General features: G+C 43.0%; 13 protein-coding genes. 9 read left to right on the forward strand and 4 right to left on the reverse strand.

Going from position 1 to position 13,369, the window contains the following annotated elements:
• Positions 1-9: 9 nt before the first annotated feature.
• Complete coding sequence (locus Vt282_RS16085) at positions 10-585, reverse strand: TRAP transporter small permease (protein ID WP_162064041.1); 576 nt, start codon at positions 583-585, stop codon at positions 10-12.
• A gap of 54 nt (positions 586-639) precedes the next feature.
• Positions 640-1,665 carry a TRAP transporter substrate-binding protein gene (locus Vt282_RS16090; protein ID WP_197740114.1) on the reverse strand — a complete coding sequence of 342 codons (1,026 nt, stop codon included), beginning with the start codon at positions 1,663-1,665 and terminating at the stop codon, positions 640-642.
• A 730-nt stretch (positions 1,666-2,395) separates the two neighbouring features.
• Here Vt282_RS16090 and Vt282_RS16095 point away from each other — a divergent pair.
• The 9 genes from Vt282_RS16095 to Vt282_RS16135 all read left to right on the forward strand — a co-directional run bounded on the left by Vt282_RS16095 (position 2,396) and on the right by Vt282_RS16135 (position 11,131).
• Positions 2,396-2,746: a DUF6404 family protein gene (locus Vt282_RS16095; RefSeq protein ID WP_162064042.1), complete on the forward strand. Its 351-nt coding sequence runs from the start codon at positions 2,396-2,398 to the stop codon at positions 2,744-2,746.
• Positions 2,747-2,801: 55 nt separating this feature from the next.
• Entirely contained in the window at positions 2,802-3,449 is a 648-nt protein-coding gene (locus tag Vt282_RS16100) for a GyrI-like domain-containing protein (protein WP_162064043.1), read from the forward strand.
• A 209-nt stretch (positions 3,450-3,658) separates the two neighbouring features.
• The gene (locus Vt282_RS16105; protein WP_162064044.1) at positions 3,659-3,973 is read left to right on the forward strand and encodes a glucose PTS transporter subunit EIIB; all 315 of its coding nucleotides are present in this window, start codon (positions 3,659-3,661) and stop codon (positions 3,971-3,973) included.
• 447 nt (positions 3,974-4,420) lie between these two features.
• A complete protein-coding gene (gene ectA / locus Vt282_RS16110; RefSeq protein WP_162064045.1) occupies positions 4,421-4,969 on the forward strand; it encodes a diaminobutyrate acetyltransferase in 549 nt (182 codons plus the stop codon).
• Positions 4,890-6,254, forward strand: coding sequence for a diaminobutyrate--2-oxoglutarate transaminase (gene ectB, locus Vt282_RS16115; RefSeq protein WP_415663468.1), 1,365 nt, complete (start codon positions 4,890-4,892; stop codon positions 6,252-6,254). Before ectA ends, ectB begins: the two co-directional genes overlap by 80 nt.
• A gap of 14 nt (positions 6,255-6,268) precedes the next feature.
• Positions 6,269-6,655 carry an ectoine synthase gene (locus tag Vt282_RS16120; RefSeq protein WP_162048053.1) on the forward strand — a complete coding sequence of 129 codons (387 nt, stop codon included), beginning with the start codon at positions 6,269-6,271 and terminating at the stop codon, positions 6,653-6,655.
• 78 nt (positions 6,656-6,733) lie between these two features.
• On the forward strand, positions 6,734-8,152 hold the full coding sequence (locus Vt282_RS16125; RefSeq protein WP_162064047.1) for an aspartate kinase: 1,419 nt from the start codon (positions 6,734-6,736) through the stop codon (positions 8,150-8,152).
• 345 nt (positions 8,153-8,497) lie between these two features.
• Entirely contained in the window at positions 8,498-10,030 is a 1,533-nt protein-coding gene (yfcC, locus tag Vt282_RS16130) for a putative basic amino acid antiporter YfcC (protein ID WP_162064048.1), read from the forward strand.
• Between the two features lie 105 nt (positions 10,031-10,135).
• On the forward strand, positions 10,136-11,131 hold the full coding sequence (locus tag Vt282_RS16135; protein ID WP_162064049.1) for a succinylglutamate desuccinylase/aspartoacylase family protein: 996 nt from the start codon (positions 10,136-10,138) through the stop codon (positions 11,129-11,131).
• A gap of 63 nt (positions 11,132-11,194) precedes the next feature.
• Here Vt282_RS16135 and Vt282_RS16140 read toward each other — a convergent pair whose 3' ends face one another.
• Together Vt282_RS16140 and Vt282_RS16145 are read right to left on the reverse strand one after the other, a co-directional pair.
• Complete coding sequence (locus Vt282_RS16140) at positions 11,195-11,977, reverse strand: slipin family protein (RefSeq protein WP_162064050.1); 783 nt, start codon at positions 11,975-11,977, stop codon at positions 11,195-11,197.
• Between the two features lie 9 nt (positions 11,978-11,986).
• A complete protein-coding gene (locus Vt282_RS16145; RefSeq protein WP_162064051.1) occupies positions 11,987-13,354 on the reverse strand; it encodes an NfeD family protein in 1,368 nt (455 codons plus the stop codon).
• Positions 13,355-13,369 lie beyond the last annotated feature (15 nt).

Consider the following 13,369-nt stretch of genomic DNA (forward strand, 5'->3'; position numbering starts at 1 on the left):
AGAACCTATTTAGACTTCACTTTCTGTTTTTGCATAGTCATCCAATACGCCAGCAGACAGGTAAACATCATCAGACGTCAGGTTTTTGTACATCGTGAGAGCGTATTGAATGCCGGTAATAATGAACCCCAAAGGAACCCAAACATAGATCAACCAAATCTCGAATCCGAGAGCTGGTAAGATTCGGCCTCTCTCGTATATAGATACGATATATTCAACAGAGAAATAAGCTAAAACAAACATCATCACAGACGTGAAAAACGCAATGATAGTCATCAGTATTTTGCGACCTTTAAAAGGTAAAGCGTCATAGATTGCAGACATACGAATATGACGACCGTAGCGAGCTGCGTAGCCAATACCTGCAAATGTGATGAGGACAATTAATATCCGATTTATCTCGCCTGAAAAAAATAGCCCTTCGCCAAATACAAATCGCGCGACAACGTTGACGCAGGTATTGAGTGCCATTAAAAGCACGCCAGCGGCAAGTAAAAATGATTCCAGTTTACAAATGAAATCGTCCAACATTCCGAGTATTCCTGGAAGTGTTGAACGATAGGTGAGTGCTTCCGCATCAGTCATGGTGTTCTTCCTTAAAAAGTGGGCAATCTGCAAGAATGCCCACCAGATAAACAACTATTTAGTTACGACTTTCAGATCTTGTTTGAATTGATCGAGTAGTTGCTTACCGCTATCACCAGTCATTTCATAGAAAGTGGCTTCGACTTGCGGAGCACGCTCTTTGAATTTTGCAATTTGAGCATCGGTTAAACGAGTCACTGTTACGTTGTCACTAGTATTCTGAATTTTAGCGAGGGATTTCTCTGCGAGACCACGGATGTGTTTAACTGTTTCATTAAACGCATACTCTGATGCGTCACGAATCATCTGTTGCTCGTCTGCCGAGAGCTTGTCAAAGAAAGCTTTATTTGCCATTGAAGCGGTGGTAAACCAACCATGATTAGTAAACACGAGGTTCGGTGACACTTCGTAAAGGCCGCCAGACTCAATCCAGAAGATAGGGTTTTCTTGACCTTGAATCATATTGGTCTGCAGAGCGCCGTAGACTTCACCCCAAGGTAATGGAGTTGGGGTGGCACCGAATGCTTCGTAGGTAGACGATAGCAATGGGTTGGTCATAACTCGGATTTTCTTACCTTTAAGATCTTCAGGAGAGGTAATAGGTTCATCGACCGTCATAACCATTTCACCTTCAGGGTACATTTTTAATAACTCTAGCCCTTGTGCTTCATAAAGTTTAGGGAAGCTATCATTGACCGCTTTACTTTGACGGAAGAACTCCACCACCGTTTCCATATCTGTCGGCATAAGATAAGGGATGAAAAAGATTTGAGCTTCAGGAATCAGAGCCCCAGTAAAACCAGGTGACTGGTTTACGAATTGCAGAATTCCAGCTTGGGTTTGCTCCATGATGTCGTCTGATTCGCCTAATTCACCAAAGCGATAAACTTGCAGCGTGTGTTCTGAGTTTTCTTCTATGTATTGCTTAAACTTATGCGCATAAACGTCTTGAACGTCACCCTCATATTCTTCGTGTGCATAGCGCCAAGTATCAGCGCTTGCGAATGTAGAAAAGCTCAGTGCTGCGGCAGCACATGATAAAGCAGTCAATTGCTTAAAGTGGTGATAAATGGACATCATGTCCCTCCAGTGTTGTCGATAGTTTCTGACTCTATTCTCATAACCAATATGAGATGAGTTCCAGATGCAAAGTGGAGGTTAAACGTTAGAGGTGTAAATAATAAGATGAAAGTTAAAGAACATGTGGATGGTGTGATGGATGATCGGTTTTACCTGTATAGCTAGTTTTGTGGAATATTTTGAGTTTTTATATAACAAATTGCAGAAGCGGGACTCTAAGTCTGTTTTGGATGAAAAGAATTAGTTACAGGTGTAACTAAGTTTCAGTGTCCCAAAAGTGCGATATAAAATCAGTTTAAAATAAACAGTTTGCCTGAGAGGCATTTAGGCTGTTGAACGAAAAGCCCGATATACAAATTGATATCAAAAACCTTAGGTTCAGTCATGTAGCTCTGAATCTAAAATGCATACTAGCCAAATAGATGTTGTTATATGTCGTTGTGGTCTCAAAGGAGGTTGGAGCAAAGTGCATAACACATATGAGCTTCTAGCTATTATTAGACAATAATATTTTGTTGTCTGCGTTAGCAGCATAGAGCGAGTGGCTGATTTATGACGTAAAACTTTGCTATGTTTATCAATAGTATGAAGATTGAAGTGGTTTTGGCTAAAATCAAACTAGTAGAATAAGAATAATTAGACTCAGTGACTTCGGTGCAAATGTGTATCGTTTAAATTGGGTTGTTACTCAGTAGGTGTTTTCGAGAACAAATGGAATTGCGGAGGAAGAATGGATTATCAAACTAAGCTCCAATTTGCACATAAAGAATTGAATGAGAAAGGTGTTTGGAAGTCAAATTACAATCCACCAATATCCAAGTTACTATGTAAAATTGGGTTGAATATTCCGCCTTATTATCAGACCTTCATGAGCAACTGGATTATTTCAGCCGCGATGTTTGCACCGGTTTGGGGTATTTTGAATTGGCTCATGCTCTGGAGTAAATCTGACAAGCCAGTTCTCGAAGCAATCTATATGTCTCTGATTGGTGGTGTTTTGTTTGGATTCATCATGGCGACATTTTACTTTGTTAGACGAAAGCAGTTGAATCTATCAGAGTGGCGTTCTTTAGGTAGATAGCATAGTAAACGAAGCATCAGGCGGATAGATACATTAATCAAGATTGGGCAATTGAATGACAGTCAAGCATGAATGGCGTAAGCATGAGAAATCGACATACTTGCCAAAGAATAAACCGGAAATGATAAATGTTCCTGCCTTTAACTTTATTACGATTTCAGGGCAAGGTAATCCGAATGATGATGGTTTTTCTGAGCGAGTAGGCGCGTTATATTCTGTCGCTTACAGTCTGAAGATGGGGCTTAAGAAAAGTAAACACAAACCAGAGGGGTATTGTGATTTTACTGTCTACCCATTAGAAGGTGTATGGGACATTACTGACGAGGCAAAGAAAACGTTCAACGGCACGATAAACAAAGATGATTTAGTCTATAAGTTAATGGTTAGGCAGCCAGATTTTATTAATGATGTTCTTTTTGATCAGGCAATCTCGCAAGTTAAGGCAGCGAAGCCGTCAGAGTATTTGTCTTCGATCTCTTTTGAGACAATATCTGAAGGTTGCAGTGTTCAAATGCTTCATTTGGGGCGTTTTGAGGATGAGCCAGCGAGTTTTTCAGTAATGGAAGCGTTCGCAGAAGCCAATGGCTTGACTCGCATTTCAAAAGTTCATAGGGAAATCTACCTCTCTGACGCGAGGCGAGTAAGTCCTGAGAAATACAGAACGATATTACGGTTTAGCGTTAAACCTCAGAGCCCTGTCTAAAGTACGTAAGCCTTCCTCTTGTAATATGTAGTCACTTTCTAGTGGTTGCGTTTTTGGCATGATCTTAGGAATACTTCTGGTGTCGCAATTGTCGATCTGAGTTTCGTTAGAACGTACTGCATCTATGCAGAAATGCCGAAGCAAAACATTAAGACAAAATCGATAATAGCGATATAATTTCAGACCATTTGTTATTCGAGCTATTGAGCATGCTTAAAGCCATCAAGCGTATACTAAAAGCACTGACGCAAGTTAATCCTAATCTTGAACAAGACGTCGATACAGTCATCGAGGCTATTGGTGGGCTGAACAATCTAGAAGAAACCGGAGCATGTGCGACTAGACTCCGTTTGACTCTTAAAGACACATCCATCGTCGACCAAAAGGTACTCAAGAATCATGGCGCACATGGAGTCGTGATTTTGGATGAGCACCACATACAGATTATTTATGGGGTAAAAGCGAATAGCTACTCCCAAGAAATGGAAGAAAGGCGACTTCAACACACTTCCGGAACTCATTAAGCTCTCAATCATTCGTTAGGTCGTATAAACCAAAGTCTCAAGTTTTCTTGGGGCTTTTGTTTTATAAAGCCCCAACGAGGCTGGGAGAACAGTAAAACGTTCAGCGATGAGCTAGTTATAAACCCCTCAATTTGTTGAATCAGTCTTGCGATCAGTAACCGCAAGGGTTAAATAAAAATTGAAAAGAGCTCTCAATAGGGGACGAAAGAGCTTAGCGCACACGCGTTGGAACTATAAATACCACATAGTATTTGCAACAAATGAATGTACATTCTCAATGTTCTATTTTATAAGCTTTAAATGTTAGAGTTCTAACTAAAAACTGGTCAATTAATGTGATATCCGTCACGTTAATTGCCATTTTAATACGGAATGTTTGATTTTTGACCCAGTGTTGGGTGCATAATAATCGGTAATTTTAGTTAGAGCACAAAGGATTGTTTCTAAATGATTACCTCGGAACCTTGTCTGACTTCTTTAGATAATGAAGTGAGCGCAAGTCAAGAATGGGTTTTCCGTGAACCTTTAACCTCAGATGGTGATGATGTATTTTCACTGATCGCAATTTGCCCCCCTCTGGATACGAATTCTTCCTATTGTAACTTTCTTCAAGTAACCCACTTTCGAGGCACATGCATTCTTGTTGAACATCAAGGTCAACTTGGTGGCTTCATCTCTGCTTATCGAAAGCCACAAGAGCCAAACGTGTTATTTGTGTGGCAAGTCGCGGTAGCACCACACTGTCGAGGTAAAGGGCTTGCGTTGAACATGCTGAACAAATTAGTAGGTCGTGATTCTCTCTCTGATATTAAAGCGATCGAAACCACAATCACCAAGCCAAATCTCGCATCATGGAGCCTGTTTGAGAAGTTTGATGCGATCCAAGGCAATAATGGCAGTGTTGGTGTGTTTCTCGATCAAGATAAGCACTTTATCGGAAAACATGACACCGAATATCTCTATCGAATTCCCACAAAATCTTCTGCAAATTTATAGGAAATATTGGTCTTATTATGGACATTTCATTAATCACGAATCTAAAGTTCGTTCGTACTCAAATAGTTTTCCAGTGGTATTTAAGCAAGCTAAAGGTTGTTGGCTTGAAACAGAAAATGGTGAACGCTACTTAGATTTTCTAGCGGGTGCAGGCTCACTTAACTACGGGCACAACAACCCGATACTGAAAGAAGCGTTGGTTGAATACATTGTTAGCGACGGTATTACGCATGGACTAGACATGCACTCAGAAGCTAAAGCAGATTTCATTGACGCATTTTACCAAAAGATATTGGCACCACGTGGTTTGGATTACAAACTACAGTTCACTGGCCCTACTGGTACTAACGCAGTAGAAGCAGCCTTAAAGCTAGCCAAAAAAGCAAAAGGACGTTCGAGCGTTGTCGCCTTTACCAATGGATTTCATGGTTGTACCGCTGGTGCATTGGCCGCGACTGGTAATCAACATCATCGTCAAGGAGCCCCCGAGGGGAGTTTGAACGGTATTACGCGCATTCCCTATGAAGGATACGCTGGTATTGATGGACTCGCATTGTTTGAAACCATGCTAAACGACAATTCTGCCGGTTTTGATAAACCAGCGGCAGTGCTACTTGAAACCGTGCAAGGTGAGGGTGGATTGAACGCGGCATCTAGCCATTGGTTGGAGAGACTAGATAAGATTTGTAAAGCCAATGACATCTTATTGATTGTTGATGATATTCAAGCCGGGTGTGGTCGAACGGGGACGTTCTTTAGTTTTGAACCTGCCGGCATCAAACCGGACATTGTTACTTTGTCGAAGTCTATAGGTGGTTACGGGTTACCAATGGCACTGGTGTTGCTTAAACCTGATCTGGATATCTGGCAACCGGGTGAGCATAACGGCACATTCCGTGGCAACAACCATGCTTTCGTTACTGCGGCGAAAGCGATCGAAACTTATTGGTCTGATGATGTCCTAGAGCAGCACATTCAAGCGTGTTCTGAAATGGTGTCGGAAACCTTAACTCGTGTGCAAACAAGATTTCCTCAATTATTCGTGCAGCAGAAAGGTCGCGGCATGATGATTGGTATTGAGTGTCAAAATAGTGCGCTGGCTGGTGCGATCGCGAAGGCTTGTTTTGCTCGTGGAATGGTGATTGAAACCGCCGGACCAAACGATGAAGTCGTGAAGTTTTTTTGCCCGCTGACGATAACGAAGCCTGAGCTTGAACAAGGGCTAACAATATTTAGCGCAGCAGTGGAAAGTGTTGCAGAAAAACAATTTAAGAAAGCGTCATAGGATAGGGATAGATAATGATTGTTCGTACATTAGAAGAGTGCCGCAATAGCGAGCGTCGAGTGACTTCTGATACGTGGGAAAGCGTGCGTATGTTACTCAAAGATGACCAAATGGGCTTTTCGTTTCACATCACAACCATTTATGAGAATACCGAAACCCATATCCACTATCAAAATCATCTAGAGTCTGTTTATTGCATGAGCGGAGAAGGTGAGATTGAAGTCGTGGGTGGCGAAACCTATCCAATTAAACCGGGCACTTTGTATATTCTCGACCAGCATGATGAGCATTATTTACGTGCATACAAAGATACACCGATGGTGATGGCATGCGTATTTAATCCGCCAATCACGGGTGCAGAAACTCATGATGAGAATGGTGTTTATCCATTGATTGATTAAAGTCGGTTAATCGATCGTATTTAGGCGGGAGATATCTTCCGCTTTTTCAAATTTAAAGCTTATGACCAAGGAAAGTTCATGACTTATACCGTAGAAAAAATCGGCGGTACTTCAATGTCTGCGTTTGACGCAGTGTTAGACAACATTATCTGTCGTCCCAAGAATCCTTATAACCGTGTATTTGTTGTTTCTGCTTATGGGGGAATGACAGATGTGTTGCTCGAAAATAAGAAAAACAGCAAACCGGGCGTTTATCAGTTAATTGCCAAGCGTGACGAGGCTTGGGGAGAAGCATTAGCTCAAGTTGAACGTCAAATGTTATTGGTTAATGATAATATTTTTGCCGATCCGATGAGCCGCATGCGCGCAGACAAATACATTCGTTCACGTATTGCTGAAGCGAAAGAATGTATTAGTAATATTCTCGATACTTGCCGCTATGGTCAGTTTTCTCTACGTCATTATTTGCCGCAAATACGCGAATTTTTATCGTCTATTGGTGAAGTGCATAGCGCTTACAATACCGCGTTAAAACTGAAGACGATGGGTATCAATGCAACGTTTGTTGATCTGTCTGGTTGGGATTGCCAGACGCCGATGTCTTTAGATGAAACCATCATTCAAGCATTTGAATGTATCGATGTGGAAAAAGAGCTGCCAATTGTAACGGGGTATGCTTATACCAAAGACGGATTAATGAAGACTTACGACCGTGGCTATAGTGAAATGACATTTAGCCGCATTGCCTCTTTGACCAATGCTAATTTGGCGATCATTCACAAGGAGTACCATTTAAGTTCTGCTGACCCGCGCTTAGTTGGCACGGATAAGGTGCTGCCGATTGGGCGTACTAACTATGATGTCGCTGATCAATTAGCGAGTCTTGGCATGGAAGCAATCCACCCTAATGCTGCAGCAGGGCTAAGACAAAGTGGTATTGAGTTGCAAATCAAAAATACCTTTGAACCGAAACATGCTGGTACGTTGATCTCTGCTGATTACAGCCCAGAAACGAATAAAATCGAGATTATTGCGGGAAAAGAAAAAGTTTTTGCACTGCATATATTTGATCAAGCGATGGTAGGTCAGGTCGATAATGTGAGTTACGACTTAATGCAGATTATCGCTGATGCGCGCGTGAGTCTAATTGGGAAAGAAATGAATGCGAACTCGATGACGTACTATTTAGGTGGCAGTGTCGATGCACTCAATAAGGTACTTTATCGCTCAGAAAAGCGTTTCCCTAGCGCATCCATTAACGGTGAAATGGTGGCATTGATTTCTGTAATAGGTTCTCAAATTGATACCAACAAAACTCTCACCAAGGGTGTTTTGTCACTAATGGAAAGCGATGTCACACCAATAGCAGTGCATTCGTCAATGCGCAATGTCAATGTCCAGTTTGTGGTTAGAGATAGTGAATACGGTCGCTCTATCTGTGCTTTACACTCCACATTTTGTTCACAAAAGCTACCGGAACAAACATGCGTGGCCTAAAGGCATCGTTGACGCTGTTAATAAGATTTAACACAAGCACCTCTGTTGGGGTGCTTTTTACATTTTTGATAGCTTACGTGAGCACGATTATGCGCACTTTTTTGCATTATTTCTCCGTTTTAGTTCGATTATGTATGGGATTTACGCATAATTATTTGTTGTAACTTGTGTTACAAACGTTAATTTTATAAAAGATAATTTAACTAATTGTGAGGTTCGTTTGTGTGAAAGTCATCGTGTTATGCGTTTTAGTGAATTTATACGCCAATATGATGCTATTTATTGACTTATTATTCTAAAATCTGAGATATTCCATTCACTTTAATTTCTTAGTGTGAAAAGGTTATGTCTCACTCTCATGCACAGCCAGCGGACTCGGCTGTAACGAAGAAATCATGGCAAATGCCAGATACCCTCATCCTTATCTTTTTTGTTGGTATTTTTGCTGCGATTCTTACTTACCTAATTCCTGCTGGTCAGTTCGATAGCCAGCAAGTGACATACATGGTCGATGGTGCTGAAAAGACACGTACTGTTATTGACCCGAACTCTTTTGCTTATGCAACAGATGAAGCTGGTAGCTTGGTTTACAACACTGTGAGCATGTTCGCTTCAGGTGGTGGTATCGGCCTAATGAACTTCCCATTTGAAGGTTTAACTTCAGGTTCTAAATGGGGTAGTGCGATTGGTGTCATCATGTTCATGCTGGTTATTGGTGGTGCGTTTGGTGTGGTAATGCGCACGGGCACAATCGATAACGGTATTCTACGTCTGATCGATAAAACCAAAGGTAATGAATCACTGTTCATTCCAGTACTGTTCCTATTGTTCTCGCTAGGCGGTGCGGTATTTGGCATGGGTGAAGAAGCGGTAGCGTTTGCAATTATTATTGCACCGCTAATGGTTCGCCTAGGTTATGATGGCATCACGACAGTTATGGTCACCTACATTGCAACCCAAATTGGTTTCGCAACGTCGTGGATGAACCCATTCTCGGTAGCGATTGCACAAGGTATTGCAGGTATTCCAGTGCTTTCTGGTATGACTGTACGTATGGGCCTTTGGGCTGGCTTCACTCTTGTGGGTATTGTATTCACAATGGCTTATGCTGCACGTATCAAAGCGAATCCAGAACTATCATACAGCCGCCGCACTGACGCTTATTTCCATCAACAAGAAGCATCGGTAACAGCGTCTCGTTGGAACCTTGGTGATACGCTAGTTCTATTGACGGTTATCGCTTCAACGGCTTGGGTTGTTTGGGGCGTGGTAATGCACGCATGGTACATTCCAGAAATCGCATCACAGTTCTTTACCATGGGCTTTGTGGTAGCCATCATTGGTACTATTTTCCGTCTAAACGGTATGACTTTAAATGAAGCTGCGGCGGCATTTAAAGAAGGTGCGGGTATCATGCTAGCACCAGCACTACTAGTGGGTTGTGCGAAAGGTGTACTACTGATGTTAGGTGGCGGCTCATCTGAAGAGCCAACGGTACTGAATTCAATTCTTAACGGCGCTGGCAGTATGCTAAGCGGTCTACCTGCAGTGGCATCTGCATGGTTGATGTACGTATTCCAATCAGTGTTCAACTTCTTTGTGACATCTGGTTCTGGTCAAGCAGCTCTAACAATGCCGCTACTATCGCCACTGTCTGATATCGCAGGTGTTACTCGTCAAGTTGCAGTGCTTGCATTCCAGCTTGGTGATGGTTTTACGAACGTAATCGTACCAACATCAGCACCGCTAATGGCTACGCTCGGTGTGTGTCGCATCGATTGGGGTGATTGGGCGAAATTCTGTTGGCGCTTTATGCTACTATTGTTCGCAATCTCGAGCGTAGTAGTTGTTGTTGCTCAGTTAATGGGTTTCTCATAAGAGAGCAATTAACACTGTTATTAGATGGCGAGATTTGTATCTCGCCATTTTTCGTTTATTCCAAGCGACAACGCTTGAACTTTGTTGTTTAAAGAGAGCAATCTAATGGCGACACAATATTTAGATGATGTAATTCAAGGCCGCCGCGTGATCCAAGCTTTGGATGTGGCAGACTTAACCGCCGGTGAACATAAATTTATGTTCCGTGTTGCTAGCGATGCGCTTTCTCAGTGGCATCACCTGCCTGTGATGGTGTTTAAAGGTGAGAAGCCGGGCAAAAAAATCATGATCACCGCTGGTGTTCATGGTGATGAGTACAATGGTGTGCTTGCTGCGCAAAAAACAGCGCGTGAGCTTGTAGGTAAAGAATTGGCGGGTACCGTAACGATTGTGCCAATGATTAACCTGACGGGTATGCTTCATCATAGCCGTGATTTTTTCTCAGCTGACCCAGATGCTTCACCATGTAACCTAAACCGTTTCTTCCCTGGTGACCAAAACGGTAACGAAGCTAACCGTTTTATCCATGCATTGTGGCACAACATACTGCTACCAAATGCGGATCTTGCTATCGATCTTCATACGCAAACCAGTGGTACGGTGTATCCTCTGTACGTGTTTGCTGATTTTCGTTTAGAGCAAGCGGTAGAGATGGCTCGCTTAATCAACCCAGACGCAATCTTAAATGATCCGGGTGATGCGGGTGTACTTGAAACAGTATGGAACAATAGCGGCGTACCAAGTATTACTATTGAAGTTGGTATGGGACGTTATACAGAACTCGACCTCATCAAGCGTACTGTTGACGGTATTTTCAATGTTCTTCGTCATCACGAGGTGCTCGATGGCGAAGTTGATGCAGTCGTTCCTTGTCTAGAAGGCCAAGATATTACCAGTATTCGTGCCGAAATTGGCGGCTTTGTGATCCCGCAAGTAGCGATGATGGATAAAGTAACGCAAGACCAGTTGGTCGCGATCCAATACGACAATTTTGGTGATGAGCTACAACGTTACTTTGCTCCGTGCGCGGGTACAGTACTGAGCCACAATATTGAGCCAATTCGAGCGCCGGGTTCATTGGTGGTCAGACTTATCAACTAAGCCCAGTATTTCGAACTTCGAACTTCGAACCTCAAAGGCCTAAGTATTATCTTAGGCCTTTCTTTATTCTTCGCCGTTTTTGCGGTTATCCTTTGGCATGGTTTTGCTCAATGTAGACAATGTTTCAACCAAGTTCATCGGCATCGGAAAAATAATGGTCGATGTTTTTTCGTTGGCGATCTCTGTTAACGTCTGCATATAGCGCAATTGAAGGGCGTTGGGCGCTTCGTTTAGCATATCTGCCGCTTCTTTTAGTTTGCTTGACGCTTCCAATTCCCCGGTTGCGTGTATGACTTTCGCTCTTCGATTTCGCTCGGCCTCCGCTTGTCTAGCCAGAGCACGTACCATGCTGTCATTGAGATCGACATGTTTGACTTCTACGGTGGCGATCTTGATTCCCCAGTCGTCCGTTTGCTGATCGAGGATGGCTTGCAAGTCTTTATTGAGTCGTTCGCGTTCGGATAGAAGTTCATCTAACTCGTGTTGACCAAGTACAGAACGAAGGGTGGTTTGTGCTAGCTGGCTCGTAGCGTCAGAATAACTTTCGATATTGTTTATGGCCATCTGTGGATCTACGACGCGGAAGTACACCACCGCATTAACGCGAACCGAAACGTTATCTCGAGTAATGAGATCTTGAGTGGGTACATCGAGCACGACAGTTCGCAGGTCTACGCGTACCATTTGTTGAATAAATGGGATCAAAATTATTAAACCGGGGCCTTTCACCTCTTGAAAACGGCCAGGAAAAACGACACCGCGTTCATATTCTCGTAGTACTTTAAAAATCTGTGTTGCGAGAGCGAAGAGTAAAACTAGCACTACCGCAGTGGTATAAATCATCATAAGTGCCTCCTAGTGATTTTGGGTCGGCTTTTTCACCGTAAGAATAAGCCCTTCAATTTGAGTGACTTCAACTTTGTCTCCCGGTTTAACCGTGGTTTCACCTTGATATTTCGCAGTCCATAACGCGCCGTTAAGCTGTACTCGACCAATGCCTTGTTCAAAGCTGTCGGTAACGGTAGCAAATTGTCCGGCAAGGTTTTCAATGCCAGTTGTGACGCCTTTTTTGCGTATTCGCAATAACAGTGCAATTGTGAGTACAATGATAAACGCCGACACTGCAGCGACGCCAAAAATAAGGGGTAATGCAATTTGGAAACCGGGGATTTCACTATCCATTAAAAAAATCGAGCCAAGGACGAATGCTGTGACGCCGCCAAGGCCAAGAATACCGAAGCTGGGGCTGAATCCTTCAGCGACCATCAAAGCAATACCCAGTAGTAATAGCGCAAGCCCAGCGTAATTAACGGGCATCATTTGCAGTGCGTACATCGCAATCAATAAGCAAATTCCCCCCAACACCCCGGGCAATCCGAAGCCCGGATTGTAGAATTCAAGCAATAGTCCATAGATCCCGATCAACATTAAGATATAAGCGACATTAGGATTAGTAATCACTGCAAGCAACTCTGCACGCCAATCAGGTTGACGTGTTTCAAAACTAGGATTTTGTACCTTAAACGGCTTATCTACGCTATTGATGTTCAGTATCTTACCTTGAGCCAGTTCTATCAGTTGTTCTGGTGAGTTGGCGACATAATCAATCACGTTAAGCGCAAGGGCTTCTTCAGCATCTAGGCTTGCAGCTTCGCTGACAGACTTTTCTGCCCACTGCGCATTGCGTCCATGCAGTTTCGCTAATCCTTTGATATAAGCACGCGCATCGTTGATGACCTTTTTCTCCATGGTCGTATTGGCTGGGACTTTATCTTGATTTACATTTGGGTCTTTTGCGGTTTGTTCTTCGTTACTGTCGGTTGGTTTTTTACCTTCGGCGGGATTTGCTCCACCAATCTGGACTGGAGTAGAAGCGCCTAAGTTTGTAGCGGGTGCCATTGCTGCAATATGACTAGCGAGTAGTATATAGGTACCAGCACTTGCCGCTCTTGCTCCGGAAGGACCTACCCAAGTGGCAACAGGTACATTTGAGGTAGTGATACTTCGGATGATATCTCGCATTGCGCTATCTAATCCGCCAGGTGTATCGAGTTCAAGGATGACTAAACTGACATCTTCTTCTTTTGCTTGTTCTATCTCGCGAACAATGTAATCACTGATTGCGGGGCCGATTGCCCCTTTAACTGGGATAATCCAGACTTTATCTGCGTAAGTTTGACCGCTGAATAGTAACAGCAGTAAGGCGATGATTATTGATTTCATGCAGCCTCCCTTTGG

This window comes from Vibrio taketomensis, from assembly GCF_009938165.1.
Lineage (GTDB): Bacteria > Pseudomonadota > Gammaproteobacteria > Enterobacterales > Vibrionaceae > Vibrio > Vibrio taketomensis.